Genomic DNA, 24844 nt, shown 5'->3' on the forward strand with positions numbered 1-24844 from the left:
CGGCGCTCCTGAATGCCGGGCGCGTGCCGTGCCGCTCCCCTGGCTTTGGGGAGCGGCACGGTGCCTTTGTTGTTGGGGTGTGTTACGGCGTCAGCACCTGGCCCAAGTGCGCCGCTGCCGGAGTGCCCAGTTGTGTGCGGCCGTAGTAGGCGCCGGTCGTCGTCGAGACGCCCGAGGCGCCGGTGTCCAGTTGGAGGATCGTGCCGTTGCCCTCGTCCTCGCCGTCCGCGCCGATGGCGAGGTCCGCGCGGCCGTAGCCCGACAGGTCCGTCAGGGTCACCGAGGAGCCGAGGCGGTCCGCCGACTCCGTGGAGCCCGTGATGCCCTCCGTGTCCTGGGAGAAGGCCTGCGCGCCCGTTCCCGTCAGGCCCGATGACGTGCCCTTCAGGAGGAGCGACGTACCCGCGTCCTTCTTCGCCGCCCCCGCACGCGTGATGTCCTCGTTCGGGGCGCCCGTCAGGACGTCCGCGTAACCGTCCAGGTTGAAGTCGCCCGCCGAGACCGACCAGCCCATCGCGTCGCCCGACTCGGCGGCGCCCGGCACTCCGGACGTGTCCTGGTGGATCGTCTTCATTCCGGTGGTCGTGAAGCCCGTTGACGTGCCGGGGACCACTGTCACCTGGCCGCCCGCGTGCGCGCCGGACTCGGCCGTGTACGGCTGGCCGATGACCAGGTCGTCGTAGCCGTTGCCGTTCACGTCGCCGACCGCCAGGGAGCGTCCGCCCTTGACCGAGAGGGAGCCGACCCTGCTCAGGCCCGCCCTCGTGCCCTTGAACCACTGGACCTTGCCGATTCCGGCCTGGTCGCGGTAGGTCAGCGCCACGTCCGCGTAACCGTCGCGGTTGAAGTCGCCGGATGCCGCGTCCGCGTACGAGATGGCCGTGTCGCCCGACGTGAGGGTGCCGCCCACCTCGCTGCCCGCCTTGAAGCGCGCCGCCCATGTGCCGCCGGTGCCGGTGGACGCAGCGAAGACGTCCGCCTTGCCGTCCGCGTTGAAGTCGCCGACCGCCACCGCGGAGCCGAACTTGGCGCCGGGGTAGTGGAAGTCGTCCGCCAGCTGCATGTCCGTGCCCGAATCAAACGTGGGGCCGTAGAGCATCGTTACCGCGCCGCGGTCCTTGTTCGTGGCGTCGTCCTCACCCGGCGCGCCGATCGCCAGGTCCGCGTATCCGTCGCCGTTGATGTCGCCCCAGGCCGTGGCCGCGGCCCAGTTGTCGCCCGCCTCGGAGGCGCCGGGTACGCCGGGGCTCGACTGGGTCAGGGTCTTCTTGGAACCGCTCACCGGGCCGTCGAGGCCGCCGGGGACGACCGTCAGCGTTCCCACGCCGCCCGACGCCTTGGGCGTGCCCGCCACCAGGTCCGTGAGGCCGTCCCTGTTGAAGTCGGTCGTGGGGACGGCGGAGTTGCGGCCCGCGCTCGTCGCGTAGCGGCGGATCTCGCCGAGCTTCGAGTAGAGGTCCTTGCCGGGGCAGGCGGTGGCGAAGCCGTCCCGGTGGCCCGAGATCGTGTTCAGGGAAGGGGTGTCGCCCTTCTTCCAGACGCCCGTGTCGTCCGCCGCCGTCAGCGTGACCTTGCCCGACGGGTCGCCCTCGTACTGGCCCAGCTTCCAGGCCGCCACACGGGCCACCGACTCCAGGGAGGCGCGGGTCGGCTTGCCCGCCGGTTTGTTCGTCGCCGGGTCGCCCTCGAAGTCACCGAGGACCGCGATGCCCGCGGACTCGCCGTTGAAGCCGTACGTGTGCGCGCCGCGCACCGGCAGATCGGTGCCGCCGCCGCGGCCCTCGAAGACCTGGCCGCACTTGTCCACGAGGAAGTTGTAGCCGAGGTCGTTCCAGCCCTCGGTCTCCACGTGGTACGTCATGATGCCGCGGACCAGGGCCGCCGACTGGGCGCAGCTGTAGTCGTTCGTACCGACCGTGTGGTGGACGAAGACCGCCTTCACCTTCTCTATGTACTCCGGCGGATCCTCGACCTGCGACTCGTCCGCACCCCACGCCGCCCTGCTGATCACGGCGGGCTTGGTGACCGTGGACGGGGGAGCCGGCGGGACCGTGGGCTCCGGCTCCGGATCCGGGTCGGTGGACGCGGTGGGGGAGGGGGAGGCGGACGGGGAGCCGGTGGGAGCCTCATCCGTCGGTGCGGGGGACGCCGGGGTGGTCGGGTCCGGGGCGGTGGGCTCGGGAGCGGTCGGCTCCGGGGACCCCGGATCGCTCGGTTCCGACGGTTCCGGGGACTCCGGCGCGTCCGCCTCGAACGCCACCGGCGCCATCGCCGAACCGTCGAGCGCCGGGTTCTTCGCCTCCTTGGAGGTCACGCCCGGGTCCACGAGGTTGACCTCTAGGCCCTTGGGCAGCGCGGCACTCGCGGTGCCGTCCGCCGCGACCACGCGGACCTCGACGCCGTCCGAAGGCCCCACCCACAGCGGCTCGGACGCGGCACGCATGCCCGCCTCGGCCTTCTCGGGCAGATGCAGCTCCAGGCCGAGGTGCTGCCAGCCGGTCCACTTGCCGCTCTCGACGGAGCGCGTACGGACCTCAGCCGTGCCTTCGAGCTCCTTCGTCACGCCGGTCCACGAGACGCCGAGCAGCGAGAACTGCTCGGTCGACGTGCGCGGCAGCTCCCTCTCCTCGGCGCCGTCGGCCTTCAGCGCGATGTCGTGCACGCTCACGGGGCGCTTGTCGCGCGAGACGCTCGCCGGCCGGTCTCCGGCGGAGGGATCCGCCATCGCGTACGTGACGGCCCCCGCACCGCCCAGCACGACGGCTCCGATGGTCAGCCACGCCCTGCGCTTGAGACTCAGCGGTCTGTACGCGTGCGTTGTTCGCGCCGATTCGCGCTGTGTGCGCGGTGTGCGCGGATTCCGCGGGCTCAAATGCCCCACCCCTTAGCGAAGTTGCCGGTTGACCTTGTTGACCAAAGCGAGTGCGTACGACCGCCCGTAGCGCCAAACGGTTGTACGGGGAGGGGTGAAATGTGACGTGACGTATCCCGCACTCCAGGGGTGTGACGTATGGCCGGAAGATTGCGCTGGGTCAGCTGACAGCTGTGAACGCAGAGATCGAACGCAGAGATCGAAAAACGAAGAGTGCGGGTGGGTGGGGGACGTGGTTTCCGAGGTGCGCGAGAGACGACGATCGGGGCGGCGATGGGGGCGGGGCGTGCGGGGGCTCGCTTGTTGTCTCGTGATGGGGGCGCTCGCGTCCTGCGGTTCCGGGGGCGGGGGGAAGGTGTACGAGGGGCTGGTCGAGCGGACCCCGGATGAGCCGTCCAAGGCCGCTGACGAGGTGCGGGGCGAACGGCTTGCGGAGGAAGCCATGGGGCTGCTCAAGGACGCCCGATCCGTGCGTATCCGGGTGGAGATGACGTCCGCCGAGGGGCACAAGGAAGTCTCCGTGCACATGGACCGCGGCAGCAACTGCACCGGAACCTTCGACTCGGGGCCCATGCAGAAGGGCGAGTTGATCGTGGTCGCCGGAGGCAACGCCTACTTCCGGTTCTCGGACGACTCGCTCGACGCCATCCGGGACGCGGCCGCCACGCGGGGTCCGCAGGCCGCGGCCGGGGTCAGGGAGCGGGTGGCGCTCGCGCGCGGCAAGTACATGAAGGTGTCGAAGGGCAGCTCGCACGCGGGGGCGGACGCGCTGACGAAGATGTGCGATCTGGAGCAGATGCTGGGGCAGTTGGACGCCGGTGGGGGGTTGGGGTCGGGCTCCGGTTCGGGGTCGGGTTCCGGTCCGGGCTCTGACTCGGGCATCAGCGGGGCTCGGGTCCTGCCGGACATGCGGTGGCACGGCCAGCAGGTCACCCCGCTCGCCGCGACGGACAACGGGCACGAGATGACGGTCTATGTGGCGGCGGGCAGCAAGCCGTACCTGGTCGGCATGGCGCAGATGCGGGGCGCCGAGACCATGGAGATGCGGATGTCCGACTACGACAAGCCGGTCGCCGCGCACGCCCCCGACCCGTCCCTGGTCCTCGACCTCGACGCCCCCGGCATGGGCGGCGGCGCCTCTCTGTTCGAGGTCTGAGGGGGACTGCCGCCGTCCGGATGTCCTGTGACATTTCTGTGCGTCCTGGCGCAGCTCAGCGTGGGGGACGGACGGACAGACACGGTGAGCTGCGTCGCACAGGTACGGATGGGAAAGCGTGGGTCGAGGAGGGGAACCCCGTCGCGCACGGGCGCGTGACGAGGAGCTGGGCGCCGCGGTCGCGCGGGCACAGGAGGGCGACGAGGCGGCTTTCGCGGTCGCGTACCGCCTGGTGCAGCCGGGGCTCGTCGGCTATCTGCGGGGTCTGGTCGGCCACGACGGGGAGATCGCCGAGGACATCGCCGCCGAGGCCTGGCTGGAGATCGCCCGCGATCTGGGGCGGTTCCGCGGTGACGGGGCGGGGTTTCGCGGCTGGACGGCGACCATCGCCCGGCACCGGGCGCTCGATCATCTGCGGCGCCAGAAGGTGCGGCCGCGGCCGGCGACGCTGGAGCAGGACATGCTGGAGCTTCCCGGGCCGCACAGCACGCCGGAGCAGGCGCTTGAGTCCATCTCCACGGAGAAGGCTCTCGCTCTGATCGCGGGGCTGCCGCGGGATCAGGCGGAGGCGGTGTTGCTCCGGGTCGTCGTCGGGCTCGATGCTCCGGCTGCGGCGCGGGTGCTGGGTAAGCGCCCCGGGGCGGTGCGGACTGCTTCTTACCGGGGGCTGAAGCGCCTTGCTGAGCAGTTGGGAGCGGCGGGATGAGTGGGGAGAGGGAGCGAGGGCCGGGGGAGCGGGGTTTGTCGGGGGCGGGGGTGGTTTCTGTCGGGCCTCTTGCTGCGCTTCTTGCGGAGGCGGTGCGGGGTGGGCGGGTTGACGCGGAGGCTCAGCGCCGGGCTGTTGCCGCGTTTCGCTCCGTGCGGCGGGCGGGGGGTCTTCCTCGGCGGCCTCGGGCCGGAGACGACTGGCGCTGACCTCCGCCGGTCTGCTTTGACGGACTCCGCAGTTCCCCGCGCCCCTGACGGGGCTGACCCTTGTGCTTCGGCTGCGGGTGGGTGGGGGGTTGCGCGCGCCGTTCCTCGCGCCCCTGACGGACGCCCGTCAGGGGCGCGAGGAACGGCGCGAGCAACCCATGACGACCTGTGCTCGGCGACGGCGGGATGTCACGTAAGGGGCGCGAGGAGCTGCGCGGCCAGCCCCCACTCACCCGCAGGGAGAGCCGGTCGAGGCCCCCGCCAAGGCCCGCAGGGAGAGCCGGTCGAGGCCCCCGCCAAGGCCCGCAGGGAGAGCCGGTCGAGGCCCCCGCCAAGGCCCGCAGGGAGAGCCGGTCGAGGCCCCCGCCAAGGCCCGCAGGGAGAGCCGGTCGAGGCCCCCGCCAAGGTGAGCGGCCGGGGTCGCCACCCCCCACAGGAGAGACCCCGGCCGTCACGCGGACGGACCGCAAGCGGCCCGTATTCCCTTCAGCGCCGCGCGTGCGTTTTCTGTCACACCGCGTACTGTCACGCGCTAGTTGCACGTTGTACCAAACATGGACGCGAGCCCACTTCAGCCCGTAGCGTGCTGCTTCGCGCCAGGCTGCGGGGTCAGGACCGCAACCGGTGTAGGCGCATAGGGAGAAGTTGTGCTGGGGGACGACGCGGAACTGACCACCGCGGTGCTTGCGGCGCAGGACGGGGACGAGACCGCGTTCCGGACTGTGTACCGCGCCGTGCACCCGCGGCTGCTGGGCTACGTGCGGACGCTCGTCGGAGACCCGGACGCGGAGGACGTCGCGTCCGAGGCCTGGCTGCAGATAGCCAGGGACCTCGACCGCTTCAGCGGCGACGCGGACAGATTCCGCGGCTGGGCCGCACGCATAGCGCGCAACCGCGCGCTCGACCACATACGCATGCGGGGCCGCCGCCCGGCGATAGGCGGCGACGAGACCGAGCTGACCGGAAAGCCGGGCGACGCGGACACCGCGGACGAGGCGATGGAGTCCCTGGCCACCACGGACGCCCTCGCCCTGATAGCGCAACTCCCGCAGGACCAGGCGGAAGCCGTCGTACTCCGGGTGGTCGTCGGCCTCGACGCCAAGAGCGCGGCCCAGACCCTCGGCAAGCGCCCCGGCGCGGTCCGCACCGCCGCCCACCGCGGCCTGAAGCGGCTCGCGGAACTGCTCGGCGCGGACGCACCGCCGAGCGAGGGCGCCCTTGACGCCGTACCGCCCCAGCGGGAGCGGCGAGGGCACGCGGTGTCATCTGCCGGTGTGACGCATTCGCGTGTCCGGGCGCAGAAGGACATGTGATGGCCGACGAGGATTACAGGTGGCTGGACCGCGACGCGGCGGAGCGTTTGCTGAACGGCGAGCCCTTCGACGGCACCGAAAACGGCACCGAAAACGGCACCGAACACGGCACCGAGCACGACCCCGGACACGGCAACGGAACCAACCCCGGCGCCCGATCCGGCACCGACCATCACGCCCGCCGGCAAGCCGCTCGACTGGCCAAGGCCCTGGCCGCGCTGGCGCCGGACGAACGCGCCGGCTCCGTCGTACCCTCCGACGTTTCCGCCGAACTCCCTGGTGAGGCCGCCGCGCTCGCGGCATTCCGGGAGGCTCGCGGCTCACATGCACGGGTGACTTCTACGCGCGTGGGAGCGGGCGAGACGGTGCAAATCGGGCGCCAGGTCGAGCCCTCGCGCCCCGCACGCTGGGCCCGCCCCATGCGCTACGGCCTCGCCGCCGTACTCGCCGGCTGCATGATCGGCGGGGTCGCCGTGGCGGCAAGCACCGGCGTGTTCCCCTCGCCGTTCGGCGACAGGGACAAGCCGGGGCCCGCGGCCTCCGCGTCCTCCGTGGCCTCGCCCGAACCGCTCGCGTCCCCGTCCGGCGGCAGCAGCAGCGCCCCCGACGTGGAGCCCGACGACGTGACCACCACCCCGGAAGAGCCCTCGAACAAGCCCGGCAGCAGCGCCCCGCCCCCGCAGGCCGAGGGTTCGCCGGGCGCGTCCAAGGGCGGCGAGGGCGACACGAAGCCCGGCGCCGGCGATCCGCAGCACGAGAACGAGGCCGGCGGCTGGTACCGCAGGGTCGTCTCGGCCTGCCGCGACTACCGCAGCGGAGAGCTCCAGGGCGAGAAGAGGCGCCGCTTGGAGGAGGCCGCCAAGGGGTCCCAGCGGGTCACCGAGTTCTGCGGACGGGTCCTCGGCGGCCCGGGCGGCGACCGCGACCATGACGGCGACGGCAGCGGCGGAGGCGGCGGCAACTACGGCGGCAACGGCGGCGGCAACGGCGGCAACGACGGTGACAACGGTGACGGCGACGGCGACGGGTCGTGGGGCGGCGGCAACGACCACTGGGGCAACGGCGGTCTCGCCCCCGCCCCGCCCGCCGAAGGTCACCCGGGGCCGCAGAAGTCACCCGACCCGAGCGGCTCCTACAGCGCCCGGCCCGTGCTGCCGGACAGCGCGTCCTAGCCGCTCACACAGCGGGTCACGCAGCCTGCTCACGCAGCCGCTCGCAGCGGGTCTTGAACGCGGTCCTGGCTGGGTGTGACGTTTTTTGAAGCAGTGACGCAGTAAGAAGTGAGCCGACTGGTCATCGGCCCGCGCACGAGCCAGGGGTTCCCCCCGTACCTTTGGCTCTGTGCCACCAGCGTGGGCGGGAGACGTTCCCCCGATCCCGCCCACGCTGATTAAAACGACTCACTTGTCCACGACTGGCCCGTACACGACTCACTCCTGTACGCCTCACTTGTAGACGACGACCTTGTCGCCCTTCCTGACCTCCGCGTACAGCTTCGCGATCTTCTTCTCGTCTCGTACGTTCACGCAGCCGTGCGAAGCGCCGGTGTAGCCGGTCGCCGCGAAGTCCGTCGAGTAGTGCACCGCCTGGCCGCCGCTGAAGAACAGCGCGTACGGCATCGAGCTGTCGTACAGCGTCGACACGTGGTGCCGTGACTTCCAGTAGACGGTGAACGTGCCGTCGCGCGTGGGCGTGTACTGCGATCCGAACCGCACGTCCATCGTCGACACGACCCTGCCGTCGATCATCCAGGTCAGCGTGCGGCTCTCCTTGCTGATGCACAGGACGCGGCCGGTCATGCAGGCCTTCGCGGGCTTGGACGGCGGGATGCCGCCCCCGGAGTAGAGCTCGTACTTCGTCGGCTCGTCCGTCATGCCGAGCAGCCGCTGCCAGGTCACCGTGTCCGTCGTGCCCGTGGCGGGCAGCCCGCGCTTCTCCTGGAAACCGTGGACCGCGGCGGCCGTGGACTTGTCGTACGTCCCCGTCGGGTCCGCGTAGATCCACTGGATCTGCCGGAGCCGGGCCTGGAGTTCCCGCACCTGGTCGCCGCTCTGGCCGGGCGCGAGCAGGGTCTTCGGGGCCGGCGTCGGGACCGGCTCCGGGACCGAAGATCCCCCGGGCTTCCCCGCCGGCTTCCCGGAGGGCCTACCGGACGGCGTGCCGGGGTCGCCCGCCTCCGTCTTCGTGGGAGATATCCGGACCGGCTGATTCTGCCCGCCCGCACCGTCGGCCTGCGCCTTGCAACCGCCCACCAGGAAAACCGTGACCACGGCCCCCACGGCTATCGCACCTTTGCCCACAATGACCCCCGCCATGGCTCCACTGCCCGACAGACTCGCTGAGAGTGTTCCCCGCGAGTGACCACCCCTGAACGTTGCCCCATGCTGGACTGGGACCGCCATACCGGACAGGTAACGGGACAGATAACCGGACAGGTAACGGAGAAGAATCTCCGGCAGGAGGCACAGAGCGATGGCGCGTGAGACCGAGTCCGGGCTGCCCGTCGAGCCCGTGTACGGCCCGCAGGATCTCGACGGCTGGGATCCCGGCACGAAACTGGGCGCCCCCGGCGCGTATCCGTACACGCGTGGCGTCTACCCGTCGATGTACACCGGCCGCCCCTGGACGATGCGCCAGTACGCAGGGTTCGGTACGGCCGCCGAGTCGAACGCCCGCTACAAACAGCTGATCGCGAACGGCACGGCCGGCCTGTCCGTCGCCTTCGACCTGCCCACGCAGATGGGCCACGACAGTGACGCGCCGATCGCGAGCGGCGAGGTCGGCAAGGTGGGCGTCGCGATCGACTCGATCGACGACATGCGGGTCCTGTTCGGCGGCATCCCGCTGGACAAGGTGTCGACGTCGATGACGATCAACGCTCCCGCCGCCCTGCTCCTGCTCCTGTACCAACTGGTCGCGGAGGAGCAGGGGGTCGACCCGGGCGAGCTGACGGGCACGATCCAGAACGACGTGCTGAAGGAGTACATCGCGCGCGGCACGTACATCTTCCCGCCCAAGCCCTCGCTGCGGCTGATCGCGGACATCTTCAAGTACTGCCGGGCCGAGATCCCGCGGTGGAACACGATCTCGATCTCCGGCTATCACATGGCCGAGGCGGGTGCGACGCCCGCGCAGGAGATCGCGTTCACGCTCGCCGACGGCATCGAGTACGTGCGTACGGCGGTCGCGGCGGGCATGGACGTGGACGACTTCGCGCCCCGCCTGTCCTTCTTTTTCGTGGCGCGTACGACGCTTCTGGAGGAGGTCGCCAAGTTCCGTGCGGCCCGCCGTATCTGGGCGCGGGTGATGAAGGAGGAGTTCGGCGCGCGGAACCCCAAGTCGCTGATGCTGCGCTTCCACACGCAGACGGCCGGGGTCCAGCTCACGGCCCAGCAGCCCGAGGTGAACCTCGTCCGGGTCGCGGTCCAGGGGCTCGGCGCGGTGCTTGGCGGCACCCAGTCGCTGCACACGAACTCCTTCGACGAGGCGATCGCGCTGCCGACGGACAAGAGCGCGCGCCTGGCCCTGCGCACGCAGCAGGTCCTGGCGTACGAGACGGATGTGACGGCCACGGTCGATCCGTTCGCCGGGTCGTATGTCGTGGAGAAGATGACCGACGACATCGAGGCCGCGATTCTCGGGCTCATGGAGCGCGTCGAGGACATGGGCGGCGCGGTGGCCGCGATCGAACAGGGCTTCCAGAAGGCGGAGATCGAGCGTTCCGCCTACCGCATCGCGCAGGAGACCGACTCCGGCGAGCGCGTGGTGGTCGGCGTCAACCGCTATCAGCTGGACGAGGAGGAGCCCTACGAACCCCTTCGCGTCGACCCCGCCATCGAGGCCCGGCAGGCGGACCGGCTCGCGCGGCTGCGGGCGGAGCGCGACCAGGCCGCGGTGGACGCGGCTCTCGCGTCACTCCAGGACGCGGCGAAGGGGGAGGCCAACGTCCTCTACCCGATGAAGGACGCGCTGCGGGCACGGGCGACGGTGGGCGAGGTGTGCGACGCGCTGCGGGAGGTGTGGGGCGCGTACGTGCCGACGGACGCTTTCTGACGCCGGCACGCAGGGCATGCGGGCCGCGTGTCCGCTGGGCGGACACCGTGTCCCTCATGTCGTACGCGCGTGCGAGACTCCGCCCCATGCTGGGTGTCACCGATCTTCCGACCTATCTCGCGGGTCTCGCCCTGATCATTCTGCTTCCGGGGCCGAACTCGCTGTACGTGATCTCCGTCGCCGCGCGCCGTGGCGTACGTACCGGCTATACCGCCGCGGCGGGCGTCTGGTGCGGCGACACCGTCCTGATGACGCTGTCGGCCGCCGGTGTGGCCTCGCTGTTGCAGGCCAACGCCATCCTGTTCGGCATCGTGAAGTACGCCGGTGCCGGCTATCTGACGTGGCTCGCGGTGGGAATGCTGCGGGCCGCGTGGGGCATGTGGCGCGCACGGCGTGAGCAGGTCGAGGAGCAGGGGAAGAGCGGGTCGCACGACTCGGCGGAGCGGCCGTTCCGCAGGGCTCTGGTGATCAGCCTGCTCAATCCGAAGGCCATCCTCTTCTTCATCGCCTTCTTCGTGCAGTTCGTCGATCCGGGATACGCCTATCCCGCGCTCTCCTTCCTCGTGCTCGGGGTCCTCGCCCAGGTGGCGAGCGTCCTCTACCTCACCGCCCTGATCTTCGGCGGCACGAAGCTGTCCGCCGCCTTCCGCCGCCGCAAGCGACTCTCGGCCGGAGCCACTTCGGCGGCGGGCGCGCTGTTCCTCGGGTTCGCGGCGAAGCTCTCGCTCGCCAGTGGGTGAGTGATCGAGGGGCGGAGTGAGTGATCGAGGAGCGGCCTCAGTGGTGCCAGGCCGTTCCTCCCACGTTGTGGATCATGCGCTGGAGCACCTTGAGGGTGCGGACGTACTCCTCGTCCGAGATGCCCTCGTGGATCTCCGCGCGGGTCTTCTGCTGGCGCGCCGCGGTCTCGTCCCGGAGCCTGCGGCCCTCGTCGGTGAGGCGGAGGCGGCCCTGGATGTCCTCGGTGAGCAGCCCGCGGTCGTGCAGGGCGCCGATGTCGTGGTGCAGGGCGCCGTCACCGGTGCTCAGATAGCCGCGGAGGGTGCCGATCACGGCTTCCTTGTCGCGGCCGTCCTCGGCGACGATCTGGTTGAGGATCCACCACTGGGGCTGGGTGAGGCCGGCCTCGGCGAGCATGGTGCGGATGTGGTGGACGACGGTCTCGCCCGCGGCCGACGCCCAGTAGCCGATGGGCTGGTCGATGAGGTCTTCGTCGCTGTGGGAGTACGTGAAAGTGTCCATGTCCAGAACGTAGAACCTCAACTTTGATTGAGGTCAACGCTCTCCGTGGACCAACTTGAAGTAGTCCGCCAGACCCGGGCCCGTCGCGTCCTCGCCCGCCCAGCCCACGTACCCGTCGGGGCGCACCAGGAAGACGCCCTTGCCGTAGGGCGGGTAGGCCCCGATGCGGTGTACACGCACCAACTCCCTGTTCAGCGGCGGGAGTTCGGTATCCGTGCCGACCGTGAGCAGCGTGAAGTGCGGGCCCCGGAACGCGTCGAAGAGCCTGCCCCCGCCGCACGGCCCGTCCGGCGCGCGATCGCCCGCCCGCAGTGCCCCCTCCGGGAGGCCCGTACGGGTCTCCACCGCCAGGGAGCTGTCCCGGTAGCCGAGCCCCAGCTGGCGGGTGGCTTCCCCGCGTCGCTCCTCGCCCCGGTGGACGCGGGTGGACAGGCCCAGCATCTGCGCGGCGTTGGGCAGGCGCTCGGCCTCGTAGGTGTCGAGCAGGGCCGCGGGCGCGCCGCCCCGCAGGACCGCGCCCAGCTTCCAGCCCAGGTTGTACGCGTCCTGCACGCTGGTGTTCAACCCCTGCCCGCCCGCCGGTGAGTGCACGTGCGCCGCGTCCCCCGCCAGGAAGACGCGGCCCTCGCGGAACCGGTCCGCCATGGCCGCGCGCGGCCGGAAGTCGGAGGCCCAGCGCACCTCGGTCACGTCGTCGGCGGCGAGATGCGTACGGGCGGCGACGACCTTGCGTACGCCTTCGAGCGAGGTGTCGGGGTGCGTCCCGTCCGTGAACTGGGCCGTCAGCTGGAAGTCCGCCGTGCCCGCGAGCGGGCAGATCGCCAGGAAGCCCCCGCCCTCGGCGGCGGGCGGGAACATGTGCCAATTGTCGCGGTCCAGGGCGGGGATGCGGACGTCGGCGACCAGGACCGGGTTCGGGTCGACGGTCTCGCCCGTCATGCCGATGCCGAGCGCCGCGCGCACGGTCGAACGACCGCCGTCCGCCGCCACGGCGTACGCGGCGCGGACGGTGCCGCCGTCCGCGAGCCGCGCGGTGACGCCCTCCTCGTCCTGCGTCAGCTCGGTTAGACCGGCGCCGAACCGGACGTCGTCGCCGCCGAGCTCCTTGAGGCGGGCGCGGAGGATTTCCTGCGTGCGCCACTGGGGGACCATCAGCGGCCGGTTGTACGGGGCGTCCTCCGTCGGCTGCGCCTCGTCGGACATCCGGTGCTCGCCCTGCCGCTCGCCGTCCTTCCAGATCATGCCGACGGGGTAGGTGCCGCCCGCCGCCTCGGCCGCGGCGATGATCCCGAGGTCGTCGAAAACCTCCTGGGTGCGGGGCTGGATGCCCTTGCCGCGCGAGCCGGGGAAGAGGTCGTCGGCCCGCTCCACGACCAGGGCGCGCACCCCGCGCCGTACGAGATCGCAGGCGAGGGTCAGTCCGGTGGGCCCGGCGCCCACCACGAGCACGTCCGTCTCGGGTGCATTGATCCTGGCGTCCTTAACGCTGTTAAGTTCCATGCTCCAGAGCCTGCGCTTAACGGTGTTAAATTGTCAAGGTGGCTACGACACCCCTGGACCGCACCCGCGTGGCGGTCACCGCCCTGAAGCTCCTGAACCAGACCGGCCTCGACGGGCTCACCCTGCGCGCCATCGCCAAGGAGCTGGACGTCAAGGCGCCCGCTCTGTACTGGCACTTCAAGGACAAGCAGGCGCTGCTCGACGAGATGGCGACGGAGATGATGCGCCGCATGAACGCGGATCTCACGGCGGGCGCGGGGCCGGGCACCGACTGGCAGAGCGCTCTCAGCGGCGCGCTGCGGGGCCTGCGGCGTCATCTCCTGATGTACCGCGACGGCGCGAAGGTCTACAGCGGCACGCACTTCACCGACCTGTCGTACGCCGTCCCCATGGAGGCCCATCTGCGCACGCTGACCGAGGCGGGCTTCACGCCGGGAGATGCGGCCCGCGCCTGGTTCACGGCGTACAGCTACACCATCGGATACGTGACCGAGGAGCAGTCCATGGGCCCCGACCCCGTGAAGGAGGAGGGCGGCTACGACCTGGCGGCCCGCGCGGAACGCCTCGCCGCGTATCCGCTCGCGGCGGCGGCGGGCGGCGAGATGTTCCGTGACTTCGACGCGGGGTTCGAGAAGGGCCTGGCCGCGGTGGTCGCCGGAATCGGGGCGACGATGCTCGAAACGTAGGCTTGGCCCATGGATGAAGGCGAGACGCTGGAACGGCTGGTCCAGGAGTTGGTGGACGCCATGGGGGAGGCCGAGGCCGCCATGGGTGAGGCGATGGACGTGGCCCGCGCGGTGGCGGCGGACGGGGCCGCCGCCACCGCCGCGGACGAGACTGCCGACACCGCCGCGGACGGAGTCATTTCCGGTTCATGAGCCCGCCGCGGATCAGCGGCGTCAGCCGCTCCTCCACGAAGCGGTTCAAGAGCCACGCGAGCAGCAGCATGGCCGCGATCGTCAGACCGAAGGTCGCGTACGACGAGAGCCCGAGCCCACGGTGCAGCGCCGCCACCGTCACCCAGCCCAGATGCTCGTGCACCAGGTAGAACGGGTACGTCAGGGCGCCCGCCACCGTCAGCCACTTCCAGTCCACCCGGTGCAGCGCGCCGAGTGCGATGAGCAGGACCGCGGCGAAGCCCGCCGTCACGACCGCGATGATCCCGAAGGACGTGCGGTAGGAGAAGAAGTCCGGGTTCGGGGCGTGCCAGAGGCGGTCCACCGCGTAGTGCTGGCCGATCAGCCAGCTCACGCCCACGATGCCCCACGCCGTCAGGTCCTTGCGGTCCCGGTGGACGAGGTAGATGCCGATGCCGCCGATGAAGAAGGGGGCGTACTCGGGCATGAGGATCAGGTCGAGCAGCGGCTGGTTCGCACCCTCCGCGATCACCGCGGCCAGCGTCCACACCGCGCAGAACAGGATCACGCGGGACCGGTTGGCGCCCGGCAGGACGACGAAGAGCGCGAAGAGGGCGTAGAAGCGCAGCTCGGCCCAGAGCGTCCAGCAGACGCCCAACACCCGGTCCGCGCCCAGCGGTTGCTGCAGCATGGTCAGGTTCACCAGGGCGTCGCTGGGCGAGACCGCGTCGTACGCCACCACGGGGAGCGCGAAGACCGCCGTCACGAGGACGATCGCGGCCCAGTACGAGGGGAAGAGCCGCGAGACGCGGGACGCGAAGAACGCGCGCAGGGGACGGCCCCAGCCGCTCATGCAGATCACGAAGCCGCTGATGACGAAGAAGATCTGCACGCCGAGGCAGCCGTACGCGAACCAGTTGTGCGCCGTGGGGAATTGCAGCTGCGGAGAGCTGCCCCAGGCCTCGCTGATCTCGCCGTCCCGGCCGCCGTAGTGATAGGCCGCGACCATCAGGGCCGCGACGAGCCGCAGGCCGTCCAGGGCCCTGAGGCGGGGGCGGGCGCGCTTGGCGGCCGGCGGGGTCGGAATGGTGCGCGTGAGGGTGTCTGGTCGATCCGCCCCCGTGGTGCGCGCCGGGAGCGTCGTTCCGGGAGAGGTCATCCGAGTGCGGTCCGCTTGATGGTGCGCTGGACCGAGCGGGCGCGGCGCGCGACCCGGCGTACGGCCGCGTTGCGCGGGATGAACGAGAGCTGCGTGGGCAGCGCTCCGGGCAGGGCGAGGGCGGTGAGGCGGCGCCGCTTGAAGTACCGCCAGGTGTGCGGCGTGAGGTGGGTCGAGAGGTAGCGCTCGGCGGCCGTGCGCCGGCGCGGGTAGATCTGCGGCTGCATGGCGAAGCCGACGGCGACGAGCAGTTCGCCCAGGTCGGCGACCGGCATGCCCGGCTGCCGACCCGTGACCGCGCCCTTGTCGGCGAGGTCGGGAAGCAGCGCGTCCACGATGGTGACCGGGACCCGGTTGCTGTTCTGGTAGGGCGCGAGGCGCTCCAGAAGGATCTCCGTGCCCGTGCGGGCGACCGGCAGGCCGTACAGCGCGGAGGCGGTGAGCAGCGCGGTCGAGAAGCAGCCGACGACGAGCGCGGGGCGCATCCGCTGGTACAGGACCTCGGCGAGGACCGGCGAGTCGAGGACGGTCAGCTCCACGCCGATCGCCTCCGCCTCCTTCTCCAGCATGCGCGACCAGCGGGCCGGGGCCGTCGGGTGCGGCTTGAACACCACGCGCGTATGGCCGAGTTCAGCGGCGCCGCGCACCATGCGTACGTGCAGTTCCTCCTCTTCCTCGGCGGTGAGGATGCCGAGGGCGGAGAGGTACTGGCCGAGGAGCAGGGCGGGTTCGGCGATGTCGGGGACGGCCGGGATATCTGTTCCGGGGCGGCCGGGTTCGCCGTCGGCGAGGCGGCCGAGCACCTTCACGAACGCCTCGGTCGGCACGATCTCGGGCTCGACGTCGAACTCGGTCAGGAGCAGCGGGGTCAGGCCCGGCACCAGGTCCAGGTGCAGCAGGCGGCGCACGCGCGTGCCGACCAGCGGGTCGATCTTGTTGCGGGTCGGGCCGTAGCTCATCAGGCCGTCCGCGTAGACGTCCACGGGGGCGCCCGTGAAGATCTGCGTGAGGGCCAGGGCCGGGTTGACCTGGATCGATTCGACGGCAAGCTCGATGTCGTCGTCACCGAGGTCCCACAGGAGCCGGATGTACCGCTCCCACATCGGGAGATCGTCGGCCCGCGGGGCCCAACCGCCCGGATGGAACGGGGAGATGGCCTCGTTCCAGGAACGTACGTCGTCGAAGCGGTCCCGCAGGCGTTCGAAGCCCGGCATCTCGTCGACGGAGGGGGTCGTCTCCGGCGTCGCCGCGTTGTTGCTGACGAGCAGCAGCCGCCGGTCGGCCGGACCGAAGCGGTCGGCGTCGATCGCGGCGGCCAGCGTGGCGGTGCCGTACAGCGTGGACGCCATGAAGATCTGCGTCGTCGCCATTACGCGGCCACCTCCGCCGACACCGGGCGCCGGCGCAGGCGGCGCAGGCGCGTCGCCCGCTGTATGTCCATGGAGTCGAGGGCTTCGTCGAGAACGCCCTGCGGCATCCGCTTCAGGGCGGCCGCACTCAGTGACTTCAATTTCCGCGCCACTTGTGGCTCGAACCTTTCGATGGATCCCAGATGGTGGGAAATAATCGCGCAGTACGTACGGACTGCCTTCGGCAGGAGTTTGTCCGCGTCCCGGTCCGCGGCGGTTTCACGTATCACCTGGTCGAATGCCCGGATGAAATCGAGCTGGCGTACGTCGCCGATCTGGGTCAGTGACGAAGCCACCCCGCGCCGGTAGAAAACGCCGAGCAGACCCACCGCGGCGAAGGTTTCCGCCTCGCGGTGCAGGCGCCAGATCCAAGGCCGGTCCTCCGCGGTGCGCAGGCCGTCCGTGAAGTGCAGCAGGCCCTGGTCGGCCAGGCGCCGGTGGTAGATGCCGGCCCACGCGTACGCGTAGTCGACGGACGTCGAGCGGTCGGCGGGCAGGATGACGTCCCGCGGCGGCATGACGACACCGCGCCTGCCGTGCGGGACACGGTGGACGCTGCGGGCCCTTGCCGTGCACTGCACATGGTCGGTACGGATGAAATCGCAGCCCAACTGCTCGATGGCGGCGACGAGTTGTGCGTAATAGCCGGGCGCGAGCCAGTCGTCACCGTCCAGGAAGGTGAGGTACTCGCCGCGCGCCGCGTCAAGGCCCGTGTTGCGGGCGGTCGCGAGACCGCCGTTCGTCTCATGTCTGAGATGGACGGCGCCGGGCAGCTCGCGCGCGGCACGCTCCAGAATCTCTGGAGTCTCGTCCTTCGAACAGTCGTCGACGAGAATGAATTCGAAGTCGTCGCGTGCGTTCGCTCGCAGACTCTTCAAGGTGTCGGGCGCGTATTGCTGCACGTTGTAGAACGGCACGATGACGGAGAGCTTAACCACGTGGGTGACGTTAGGTGTCGGCCCGGCATTCGTCTTGGCCGAAGGTGAGATGCCAGGTGAACGACGCATGGCGGAATGGTTAACCCGCCTGCTTACCGGCGGTTTCCCGACCTGATTCGCCATTCGTCGGCATTCTGTTAACCGTTTGTTGCATCTGAGTTGGGCCGCCAATCTCAATGCCTTCCTAGCGTCTTGGCTGTGCCAGCAAGCAACAGCGGGACGACACGGATCACCGTGCTCGCCGACTCCGACACCCGATGGAAGTGGGGCGCGCTCACCGCGAGCCGCCTCGCCGGCCGGGGAGCGGTTTCAGGTGCGGCAGCGGTTTCGGGCGAGGCAGCGGTTTCGGGTGAGGCAGCGGACATGCGCCTCGACGGACGCCTCCTGAGGGGCCGGGCCACGCCCACCGTCCGCCAGCTCGACGAGGTCGGGGTGCGCGCGGACTCCCTGCGCGAGGTCACCGCGATCGAGTTCCTGCGCGAGGTCGAGCGCGACGCGCCCGACGTGATCGTGCTCGCCCTCGTGGGCGGCGCGGTCCAGGCGGTCCTGCACGGGCTCGCCCGGCTCGCGGTCTCCCTGAAGCGGCGCCCCGTCGTCGTCACCGGCTACGTCGGCGTCGTCTACGAGAAGCTCGCCGACGGCCTGCTCCTGCGGCACGGCGCGGACGTCGTCCTCGCCAACTCCCGCCAGGACGCGGAGCGTTTTCGCGCCGTGTACGAGGGAGTGGGCGCCGACGCCTCGGGCGTGGTGGAGAGCGCGCTGCCGTTCCTCGGCGGCGCGGCATACGAGAAGCACGACCCGTACACGGTCGTCTTCGCGGCGCAGCCCTCCGTGCCGGACAGCCGCGCACACCGCACCTACCTGCTGCGCCGCATGGTGCAGCACGCCCGGCTCCACCCGGACCGCGAGGTCCTGATCAAGCTGCGCAGCAAGCCCGGCGAGCACACCACGCACATCGAGGAACTGCCCTACCAGAAGCTCGCCAAGGGCGAGGCCCTGCCGCCCAACTGCCGTCTCGTGTACGGGAACATGGGCGAGGTCCTCGACCGCACCGACCTGCTCGTCACGGTCAGCTCCACCGCCGCGCTCGAATCCCTGCACCGCCGCATCCCCACCGCGGTCCTCACCGACCTCGGGGTGCGCGAGGCGCTCGGCAACCATCACTTCATCGGCTCCGGATGCCTGGCGTCCTGGGACGAGATCGACGCCGGGTACAGCCCCGAGCCGTCCCCGGAGTGGGTCGCGCGGCAGGGCGTCGCGCCCGACGGGACGTACGAGACGGCGTTCGACGCGGCACGTGAACGCGTGGCGTCGCTGCTCGCCCGGCCCTCGCTGCCCCCGATCACCCCGTACTACAGCCTCACCACCGCCCCCGGATACCTCCCCGGCATCCTGGCCCGCCACCACCTCGGCCCGGACGGCGCCCCGCTTCCCGGCGCGCCCGCGGAGGACCGCGAGCCGGGTCCGGTGCGCCAGGCCGTCCGCAGCGCGGCGCGCGGCGCCTACCGGCACGGGGTGCAGCGCGTGGCCCCCGTCATCCGGCGGATGGGGGAGCTGTGAACCGCGGGCGAGCCGAGAACCGCGGGCGCGTGAACCGCGGGCGAGCCGTGATCCCCCACCCCTCTCAAGGAGCCCCCATGTCTCTTCCCGCCCCGGGGAGCGAGCCCGTACGCCGCGTCCTCGCCGTCATTCCGGCCCGCGGCGGCTCCAAGGGCGTGCCCGCCAAGAACCTCGCCCCGGTCGGCGGTGTGCCCCTGGTGGCGCGCGCCATCCGCGAGTGCCTGGCCGCGCGGCTCGTCACGGACGTCGTCGTCTCCACGGACGACCACGTGATCGCCGAGACGGCGCGCTCGGCCGGCGCCGAGGTGGTCCTGCGGCCCGCGGCGATCGCGGGGGACACCGCGACCAGCGAGGCGGCGGTCCTGCACGCGATGGACGAGCACGAGGCGCTGCACGGCGCCTCCGTGGACGTCGTCCTGCTCGTACAGTGCACGAGCCCCTTCATCGTCCGCGAGGACATAGACGGCGTGGTCGGCTCGATCGTGGACGGCGGCGCGGACACGGCGCTGACCGTGGCGCCCTTCCACGGCTTCGTCTGGCGCGACGCCGACGACGAGCCCGCCGCCCTCGACGCGCGGCGCACCGGCCAGCTTGGCGGCTCCACGAAGGTCGCCAACGCCACGGCCACCGACGGCGGTTACGGCGTCAACCACGACAAGTCCTTCCGCCCGCGCCGCCAGGACCGCCCCCAGGACCTCCTGGAGACCGGCGCCGTCTACGCCATGGACGTGGCCGGCTTCCGCGAGCACAAGCACCGCTTCTTCGGGCGCACCGAGCTGGTCCGTACGGACCCGGCACGCGTCCTGGAGATCGACGACCCGCACGACCTCGCCCGCGCCCGGGCACTCGCGCCGCTCTTCGACTCCGACCGGGCCGACGCCCTTCCGACCCGCGACGACATCGACGCGGTCGTACTCGACTTCGACGGCACCCAGACCGACGACAGGGTGCTGATCGACTCCGAAGGACGGGAGTTCGTCTCCGTGCACCGCGGGGACGGCCTCGGCATCGCCGCCCTGCGCGACGCGGGCATCCCGCTGCTGATCCTGTCCACGGAGAAGAACCCGGTCGTCGCCGCGCGGGCCAGGAAGCTGAAGCTTCCCGTCCTGCACGGCATCGACCGCAAGGACCTCGCACTCAAGCAGTGGTGCGAGGAGCAGGGCATCGCTCCCGAGCGCGTGCTCTACGTCGGAAACGACGTCAACGACCTCCCGTGCTTCGGCCTCGTCGGCTGGCCCGTGGCGGTCGCGAGCGCCCACGACGTCGTACGCGGCGCCGCACGCGCGGTCACCGCTCTCCCCGGTGGTGACGGCGCGATCCGAGAGATCGCCGCATGGATCCTCGGCCCCTCCCTCAACAAGTAAGGAACGTTCCTGTCATGAGCTCTACGATCTCCAACTCCCGCCTGCGCACCTTCGGTTCGAAGACCGCCGGTCCCGGTCAGCCCGTCTACATCACGGGTGAGATCGGCATCAACCACAACGGCGACCTCGAGAACGCCCTCGCGCTGATCGACGTGGCCGCCGACGCCGGCTGCGACGCGGTCAAGTTCCAGAAGCGCACCCCGGAGATCTGCACCCCGCGCGACCAGTGGGACATCGAGCGCGACACTCCCTGGGGCCGGATGACGTACATCGACTACCGCCACCGCGTGGAGTTCGGCGAGTCCGAGTACCAGGCCATCACCGAGCACTGCAAGAAGCGCGGCATCGACTGGTTCGCGTCCCCGTGGGACACCGAGGCCGTCGCCTTCCTGGAGAAGTTCGACCTCCCGGCCCACAAGGTCGCCTCGGCCTCCCTGACGGACGACGAGCTGCTCCGCGCCCTGCGCGCCACGGGCCGCACGATCATCCTCTCCACGGGCATGTCGACCCCGAAGCAGATCCGCCACGCGGTCGAGGTCCTCGGCTCGGACAACATCCTGATGTGCCACGCCACGTCGACGTACCCGGCGCAGGCGGAGGAGCTCAACCTCCGCGTCATCAACACCCTCCAGGCCGAGTACCCCAACGTCCCGATCGGCTACTCCGGCCACGAGACGGGCCTGCAGACGACGCTCGCCGCGGTCGCCCTCGGCGCCACGTTCGTCGAGCGCCACATCACCCTCGACCGCGCCATGTGGGGCTCGGACCAGGCCGCGTCGGTGGAGCCGCAGGGCCTCACCCGCCTCGTCCGCGACATCCGCACCATCGAGGCCTCCCTCGGTGACGGCGTCAAGAAGGTCTACGAGTCGGAGCTCGGCCCGATGAAGAAGCTCCGCCGCGTCGCGGGCGTCGTCGCCGAGGCCGACGCGGCCGAGGCGGCGGACCGCGAGCCGGTCGCGGTCTGAGCGGACGCCCCGCTCCTACCGGGGCCCCTCACCGGGCCCCCTCTCGACAAGGACAGGACACGGTCATACGACGATGAGCCCCCGACCCGGGCCGACGGCCCCCACCGCTGCGGCGCCCACCACCCTGGCGTTCGTAGAGAGCCCTGTGCAGCTCCTCAACGTCCTTGAGTGGGCGCATTCGGCGGGGGCCACGGGCCCGGCCCGCCCGGCCACGGGCATGGCCCGCCCGGCCGGGGGGCTCACCGTCGTCGTCCTCTCCCCGACCGACCCCATGACCCGCGGCCAGTTGCGCCGCATGGCACAGCTGGCCCGCGACGAGGGCCTGAACGTCCGCTGGGAGGAGGCGCGCGGCGGCGCGGCTGCTCCTTTCCAGACGATCGGCGGCCTGACGGGCGCGTTGCGGTCGGCCGACAGGATCGTGATCGGCGACCCGTTCTCGCGCTACGTACAGCTGCTCCTGACCATCACGCGGGCCCGCTCGCTGGTGGTCGTGGACGACGGAACGGCCACGATGGAGTTCGTGGCGCAGCTGGCCGCGGGGGAGCGGCTGGTGCGCTGGCACCGGCGCGGTGGCCGTCCCGGCGTCCGTGACCTGGCCTTCGCCCCGATCTCGGCCTCGGCGCGGCGCCGTCTGACGCCGGGCGGCAAGCGCACGGTGGAGGTCTTCTCCTCGATGCCGATCGACTCGGCGCCGGAGGGGGTGCGGGTGACGACCAACTCCTTCGCCTGGACGCGGGAACGCTTCGGTCCGCCGAGGGTGTCGAAGGGCGCGGATCTGGTGGGCACCTCGCTGGTGGAGACGGGGGTCGTGGACCCGGACCGCTATGTGGAGGCGGTCCGCGCGCTGTCCCGCGCCCACGGTGCGACGCGCTATTTCGCGCACCGCCGCGAAAGCTCCGAGAAACTACACCGCCTGGCGGTGGAAACGGGCCTCCAGGTGGTCCGCCCGGACCTCCCCCTGGAACTGATCGCCCGCCGCGGCCCGATCGGCAGCACGATCCTGAGCTTCCCCTCAACGGTGGTCCACACCCTGCCCCTGGCCCTGGCGGGCACGGAGGTCCGCGTCGCGGTCTGCGACATCGACCCGGCGTGGCTGACGGAGAACGCGTCACCGCGGGCGGAGGGCTTCTTGTCGGGAGTCACGGGGACGGCGAGAGATGTACACCGCCTGGCGACGGTGGCTTCCACATCAAAGGGCCTCGCCACTACGGCGTGACACCGGGGGCGCCTGCTTTGATCGCCGCGATGAGGGCGGCGAGTTGGGGGCGGGCGGTGGTGAGGATCTCCTCGGGGGTGTCGCTTTCGCGGAGGTGGATGGTGGTGGGGGTGTTGCCGGGGGCTATGTATACGCAGGAGGAGGCCTCGGAGCTGTACGAGGACTTCTGCCAGGCGGCGGCCGGTTCGACGGGCATGTGCGAATGACCCTTCAGGCTTGGCGGGCGGTGCGTTGCCTCATCGGGTTACGGCTACGGCGTGACGCCGGTCTTGATCGCCGCGATGAGGGCGGCGAGTTGGGGGCGGGCGGTGGTGAGGATCTCCTCGGGGGTGTCGCTTTCGCGGAGGTGGATGGTGGCGGGGGTGTTGCCGGGGGCTATGTATACGCAGGAGGAGCCTTCCTCGCTGTAGGTGGATTTCTGCCAGTTCAGCTTCGGGCTCGGGATCGGGTTGGTCATGGGTGTGCCTCTCACAGGTTCTGTGCGATGTGAAGGATGAGCTCGCGGGACGCGGCAGGATCCAGGGAAACCCTCTCCATGCGGTCCAGTACGAGCCGGTATTTCTCCAACTGCCCTACCGCATTGATCAGTTCGCTGCCGTGTGCGGTGTCCAGCTGCACGGTGTCGAGCGTTTCGACGGGGCCGTAGGCGTAGTCCACTCCATGCCCCGTCGTGGGGAACGACGTGCCCCCGAAGGGAATGACCCGGAGCGTCAGGCCGGGCAAGTGACTTACTTCGGCGAGATGTTCGAGCTGAGCTTGCGCGACATCCCGGCCTCCGAACTGCATGCGCAGCGCCGCTTCGTGGACGATGGCGGTGTACGAAAGCGGCGTATCCCGGTGGAGTACTGCCTGCCGCTTGATGCGGTGGGAGATGCGGTACTCGATCTCGTGCGGTCGCAGGGTAGGGACCACTTCCCGGAAGAGTGCGCGGGCATGCTCGGGAGTCTGGAGCAGCCCGGGGATATTGATCACCTGGGCTACTCGCAGGGCTCGTGCGTGGTGCTCCATCTCCGCGAGGTCCAGGAGCCGGACGGGAAGCGTGTCCCGATACTCCTCCCACCATCCGCGTGAGCGGTCCGCCGCCATTTCGGCGAGGGCGTCGACCAGGGGCTGATCGGCACAGTCATAGATCTGGGCCAGTGTGGTTACGCGATCTGCACTCACCCCGAAGCGGTTCGCCTCGATGTTGCTGACCTGAGCCTGGGTCGTACCCAGAGAGCGGGCGGCCTCGGCAGCAGTCATGCCCGCGCGTTCGCGCAGCCGGCGCAGCTCGGTGCCGATGCGGACGCGGCGGGCTGATGGTGGGGTCCTGGGTGCCATGTCCTCGCCGTCCTCGTTCCGTCTCGTACGCCTGATGCGGTTGTCACCCACACGGAGGTAATGACTGAAGGTTTTGCAGAACTCTGCAAAACCTTCAGCATTCGAAGTCTACGGTGAGACCAAGCCGCCCAACTGGCCTTACCGGGAAGCCGGAAGAGCATCGCGTGGTCATGCGCGACATGCCACCGCCCGGCACTGCTTCGGAGGGCGATCCGAGTCGGTCCCACCCGCATCGCGTATCACGCAACCCGCAACCCGCAACCCGCAACCCGCAACCCGCAACCCTCAACCTGCAACGCACGGAGGCACGCATGGTCACCGTCACGCTATCCCCAGCCGCCCCCCATCCGCCCGCACCGGAAGTGTGGTCGTACGCCCTGCATTTGCCCCACGATCCACGAGCCCCGCGTATCGCGCGGCAGACGCTGCGGGCGGTACTGGCCGGGTACGGCCTCGCGGAGCTGACGGACACCGCTGAACTCCTGACCTCGGAGCTGGTGACCAACGCCTACCGGCATACGGAAGGCCCCGCCGCACTACGCCTCCGAGGGCTGACCGGCGGGCTCGGTGTGCGGGTCGGCGTATGGGATACGGACCCGCACGTCCCGCCCCCGTTCCGCTGCCCACCGGGAAAGTTGCCGCCCCTTGTCCGGGGGGCCGAGGGCGGGCGGGGGCTCCGTCTGGTGGCGGAGTGGGCTTCGGCGTGGGGCGGGTTCCCGCTGGGGGATGACCTGTTCGGTCAGAGGGGGAAGGTGCTGTGGGTCGAGTGCCGGGGGTGGGTGCCGGGGGCTGTGCTGGTCCGGTGATGGTGTTGGTTGCCGGTGCCGTCCGGTTCTCCGGAGTTTGGCGGTTCCGGGCCGGGCGTCAAGGGCGCTCCGCTGCGCTGCGCGTCGGCTGCGCCGATTGCGCTGCGCTCCACCCTTGACTCCCGTCCCTCCACCACGCGAGGGAAGACGACCGGACGGCCCGGGAGCGGGACTCTCGACCAGGCGCCGTGGGGCGGGC

Annotated in this window: 23 protein-coding genes; 13 read left to right on the top strand and 10 right to left on the bottom strand. The window is 70.8% G+C overall.

Going from position 1 to position 24844, the window contains the following annotated elements:
- Positions 1–82 precede the first annotated feature (82 nt).
- The gene (locus IE226_RS40180; protein WP_229871879.1) at positions 83–2725 is read right to left on the bottom strand and encodes an FG-GAP-like repeat-containing protein; all 2643 of its coding nucleotides are present in this window, start codon (positions 2723–2725) and stop codon (positions 83–85) included.
- Positions 2726–3185: 460 nt separating this feature from the next.
- Between IE226_RS40180 and IE226_RS40185 the strand changes: the two genes are divergently transcribed.
- The 4 genes from IE226_RS40185 to IE226_RS40200 all read left to right on the top strand — a co-directional run bounded on the left by IE226_RS40185 (position 3186) and on the right by IE226_RS40200 (position 7428).
- Positions 3186–4028: a hypothetical protein gene (locus IE226_RS40185; RefSeq protein WP_190086471.1), complete on the top strand. Its 843-nt coding sequence runs from the start codon at positions 3186–3188 to the stop codon at positions 4026–4028.
- Positions 4029–4146: 118 nt separating this feature from the next.
- A complete protein-coding gene (locus IE226_RS40190; RefSeq protein WP_190086472.1) occupies positions 4147–4734 on the top strand; it encodes an RNA polymerase sigma factor in 588 nt (195 codons plus the stop codon).
- An 856-nt stretch (positions 4735–5590) separates the two neighbouring features.
- Positions 5591–6256, top strand: a complete 666-nt coding sequence (locus IE226_RS40195; RefSeq protein ID WP_190086473.1) for an RNA polymerase sigma factor — start codon at positions 5591–5593, stop codon at positions 6254–6256.
- The gene (locus IE226_RS40200) at positions 6256–7428 is read left to right on the top strand and encodes a hypothetical protein (RefSeq protein ID WP_190086474.1); all 1173 of its coding nucleotides are present in this window, start codon (positions 6256–6258) and stop codon (positions 7426–7428) included. The genes IE226_RS40195 and IE226_RS40200 overlap by 1 nt, the downstream gene beginning before the upstream one ends.
- Positions 7429–7701: 273 nt before the next feature.
- Here the strand turns inward: IE226_RS40200 and IE226_RS40205 are convergent, their stop codons facing one another.
- A complete protein-coding gene (locus IE226_RS40205; RefSeq protein WP_190086475.1) occupies positions 7702–8571 on the bottom strand; it encodes a L,D-transpeptidase family protein in 870 nt (289 codons plus the stop codon).
- A gap of 157 nt (positions 8572–8728) precedes the next feature.
- Here IE226_RS40205 and IE226_RS40210 point away from each other — a divergent pair, with 157 nt between their 5' ends.
- Together IE226_RS40210 and leuE are read left to right on the top strand one after the other, a co-directional pair.
- Entirely contained in the window at positions 8729–10309 is a 1581-nt protein-coding gene (locus tag IE226_RS40210; RefSeq protein ID WP_190086476.1) for an acyl-CoA mutase large subunit family protein, read from the top strand.
- Between the two features lie 86 nt (positions 10310–10395).
- On the top strand, positions 10396–11049 hold the full coding sequence (leuE, locus tag IE226_RS40215) for a leucine efflux protein LeuE (protein ID WP_190086477.1): 654 nt from the start codon (positions 10396–10398) through the stop codon (positions 11047–11049).
- Between the two features lie 37 nt (positions 11050–11086).
- On the opposite strand, the gene IE226_RS40220 is transcribed toward leuE, so the two are convergent.
- Together IE226_RS40220 and IE226_RS40225 are read right to left on the bottom strand one after the other, a co-directional pair.
- Positions 11087–11551 carry a MarR family winged helix-turn-helix transcriptional regulator gene (locus tag IE226_RS40220; RefSeq protein WP_190086478.1) on the bottom strand — a complete coding sequence of 155 codons (465 nt, stop codon included), beginning with the start codon at positions 11549–11551 and terminating at the stop codon, positions 11087–11089.
- Positions 11552–11584: 33 nt separating this feature from the next.
- Positions 11585–13051, bottom strand: coding sequence for an FAD-dependent oxidoreductase (locus IE226_RS40225; RefSeq protein WP_190086479.1), 1467 nt, complete (start codon positions 13049–13051; stop codon positions 11585–11587).
- Positions 13052–13080: 29 nt separating this feature from the next.
- Between IE226_RS40225 and IE226_RS40230 the strand changes: the two genes are divergently transcribed.
- The gene (locus IE226_RS40230) at positions 13081–13737 is read left to right on the top strand and encodes a TetR/AcrR family transcriptional regulator C-terminal domain-containing protein (protein WP_190086492.1); all 657 of its coding nucleotides are present in this window, start codon (positions 13081–13083) and stop codon (positions 13735–13737) included.
- Between the two features lie 9 nt (positions 13738–13746).
- Entirely contained in the window at positions 13747–13929 is a 183-nt protein-coding gene (locus tag IE226_RS40235) for a hypothetical protein (protein WP_190086480.1), read from the top strand.
- Here IE226_RS40235 and IE226_RS40240 read toward each other — a convergent pair.
- The 3 genes from IE226_RS40240 to IE226_RS40250 are packed head-to-tail and all read right to left on the bottom strand — an operon-like array spanning position 13913 to position 17414.
- Complete coding sequence (locus IE226_RS40240; protein ID WP_190086481.1) at positions 13913–15067, bottom strand: acyltransferase family protein; 1155 nt, start codon at positions 15065–15067, stop codon at positions 13913–13915. The genes IE226_RS40235 and IE226_RS40240 overlap by 17 nt on opposite strands.
- Positions 15064–16437, bottom strand: a complete 1374-nt coding sequence (locus tag IE226_RS40245; RefSeq protein ID WP_190086482.1) for an alpha-2,8-polysialyltransferase family protein — start codon at positions 16435–16437, stop codon at positions 15064–15066. Before IE226_RS40245 ends, IE226_RS40240 begins: the two co-directional genes overlap by 4 nt.
- Positions 16437–17414 carry a glycosyltransferase family 2 protein gene (locus tag IE226_RS40250; protein ID WP_190086483.1) on the bottom strand — a complete coding sequence of 326 codons (978 nt, stop codon included), beginning with the start codon at positions 17412–17414 and terminating at the stop codon, positions 16437–16439. Before IE226_RS40250 ends, IE226_RS40245 begins: the two co-directional genes overlap by 1 nt.
- Before the next feature lie 198 nt (positions 17415–17612).
- On the opposite strand from IE226_RS40250, the gene IE226_RS40255 reads away from it, so the two are divergent.
- The 4 genes from IE226_RS40255 to IE226_RS40270 all read left to right on the top strand — a co-directional run bounded on the left by IE226_RS40255 (position 17613) and on the right by IE226_RS40270 (position 22519).
- Complete coding sequence (locus IE226_RS40255; protein WP_190086484.1) at positions 17613–18974, top strand: DUF6716 putative glycosyltransferase; 1362 nt, start codon at positions 17613–17615, stop codon at positions 18972–18974.
- 77 nt (positions 18975–19051) lie between these two features.
- Complete coding sequence (locus IE226_RS40260) at positions 19052–20338, top strand: acylneuraminate cytidylyltransferase (protein WP_190086485.1); 1287 nt, start codon at positions 19052–19054, stop codon at positions 20336–20338.
- Between the two features lie 26 nt (positions 20339–20364).
- A complete protein-coding gene (locus IE226_RS40265) occupies positions 20365–21303 on the top strand; it encodes an N-acetylneuraminate synthase family protein (RefSeq protein ID WP_373307109.1) in 939 nt (312 codons plus the stop codon).
- A gap of 73 nt (positions 21304–21376) precedes the next feature.
- The gene (locus IE226_RS40270; protein ID WP_190086487.1) at positions 21377–22519 is read left to right on the top strand and encodes a hypothetical protein; all 1143 of its coding nucleotides are present in this window, start codon (positions 21377–21379) and stop codon (positions 22517–22519) included.
- Here the strand turns inward: IE226_RS40270 and IE226_RS40275 are convergent.
- The 3 genes from IE226_RS40275 to IE226_RS40285 are packed head-to-tail and all read right to left on the bottom strand — an operon-like array spanning position 22509 to position 23839.
- Positions 22509–22715 (bottom strand): DUF397 domain-containing protein, encoded by a 207-nt coding sequence (locus IE226_RS40275; RefSeq protein WP_190086488.1) that lies wholly within the window; start codon positions 22713–22715, stop codon positions 22509–22511. The two genes, IE226_RS40270 and IE226_RS40275, sit on opposite strands and share 11 nt — an antisense overlap.
- Before the next feature lie 54 nt (positions 22716–22769).
- Complete coding sequence (locus tag IE226_RS40280) at positions 22770–22976, bottom strand: DUF397 domain-containing protein (protein WP_190086489.1); 207 nt, start codon at positions 22974–22976, stop codon at positions 22770–22772.
- An 11-nt stretch (positions 22977–22987) separates the two neighbouring features.
- Positions 22988–23839: a helix-turn-helix domain-containing protein gene (locus tag IE226_RS40285; protein WP_190086490.1), complete on the bottom strand. Its 852-nt coding sequence runs from the start codon at positions 23837–23839 to the stop codon at positions 22988–22990.
- 311 nt (positions 23840–24150) lie between these two features.
- Between IE226_RS40285 and IE226_RS40290 the strand changes: the two genes are divergently transcribed.
- Entirely contained in the window at positions 24151–24645 is a 495-nt protein-coding gene (locus IE226_RS40290; RefSeq protein WP_190086491.1) for an ATP-binding protein, read from the top strand.
- Positions 24646–24844 lie beyond the last annotated feature (199 nt).

Origin of the sequence: Streptomyces longisporoflavus, assembly GCF_014649775.1 — a bacterium.
In the GTDB taxonomy this organism is placed as follows: Bacteria; Actinomycetota; Actinomycetes; order Streptomycetales; family Streptomycetaceae; genus Streptomyces; species Streptomyces longisporoflavus.

What these genes read in the sequence shown, in the direction of transcription:
- IE226_RS40180 (WP_229871879.1), bottom strand. Translation starts at nt 2,725, where the DNA reads ATGGCGGATCCCTCCGCCGGAGACCGGCCGGCGAGCGTCTCGCGCGAC.
- IE226_RS40185 (WP_190086471.1), top strand. Translation starts at nt 3,186, where the DNA reads ATGGGGGCGCTCGCGTCCTGCGGTTCCGGGGGCGGGGGGAAGGTGTAC.
- IE226_RS40200 (WP_190086474.1), top strand. Translation starts at nt 6,256, where the DNA reads ATGGCCGACGAGGATTACAGGTGGCTGGACCGCGACGCGGCGGAGCGT.
- IE226_RS40205 (WP_190086475.1), bottom strand. Translation starts at nt 8,571, where the DNA reads ATGGCGGGGGTCATTGTGGGCAAAGGTGCGATAGCCGTGGGGGCCGTG.
- IE226_RS40210 (WP_190086476.1), top strand. Translation starts at nt 8,729, where the DNA reads ATGGCGCGTGAGACCGAGTCCGGGCTGCCCGTCGAGCCCGTGTACGGC.
- leuE (WP_190086477.1), top strand. Translation starts at nt 10,396, where the DNA reads ATGCTGGGTGTCACCGATCTTCCGACCTATCTCGCGGGTCTCGCCCTG.
- IE226_RS40220 (WP_190086478.1), bottom strand. Translation starts at nt 11,551, where the DNA reads ATGGACACTTTCACGTACTCCCACAGCGACGAAGACCTCATCGACCAG.
- IE226_RS40225 (WP_190086479.1), bottom strand. Translation starts at nt 13,051, where the DNA reads ATGGAACTTAACAGCGTTAAGGACGCCAGGATCAATGCACCCGAGACG.
- IE226_RS40235 (WP_190086480.1), top strand. Translation starts at nt 13,747, where the DNA reads ATGGATGAAGGCGAGACGCTGGAACGGCTGGTCCAGGAGTTGGTGGAC.
- IE226_RS40240 (WP_190086481.1), bottom strand. Translation starts at nt 15,067, where the DNA reads ATGACCTCTCCCGGAACGACGCTCCCGGCGCGCACCACGGGGGCGGAT.
- IE226_RS40245 (WP_190086482.1), bottom strand. Translation starts at nt 16,437, where the DNA reads ATGGCGACGACGCAGATCTTCATGGCGTCCACGCTGTACGGCACCGCC.
- IE226_RS40260 (WP_190086485.1), top strand. Translation starts at nt 19,052, where the DNA reads ATGTCTCTTCCCGCCCCGGGGAGCGAGCCCGTACGCCGCGTCCTCGCC.
- IE226_RS40270 (WP_190086487.1), top strand. Translation starts at nt 21,377, where the DNA reads ATGAGCCCCCGACCCGGGCCGACGGCCCCCACCGCTGCGGCGCCCACC.
- IE226_RS40275 (WP_190086488.1), bottom strand. Translation starts at nt 22,715, where the DNA reads ATGCCCGTCGAACCGGCCGCCGCCTGGCAGAAGTCCTCGTACAGCTCC.
- IE226_RS40280 (WP_190086489.1), bottom strand. Translation starts at nt 22,976, where the DNA reads ATGACCAACCCGATCCCGAGCCCGAAGCTGAACTGGCAGAAATCCACC.
- IE226_RS40285 (WP_190086490.1), bottom strand. Translation starts at nt 23,839, where the DNA reads ATGGCACCCAGGACCCCACCATCAGCCCGCCGCGTCCGCATCGGCACC.
- IE226_RS40290 (WP_190086491.1), top strand. Translation starts at nt 24,151, where the DNA reads ATGGTCACCGTCACGCTATCCCCAGCCGCCCCCCATCCGCCCGCACCG.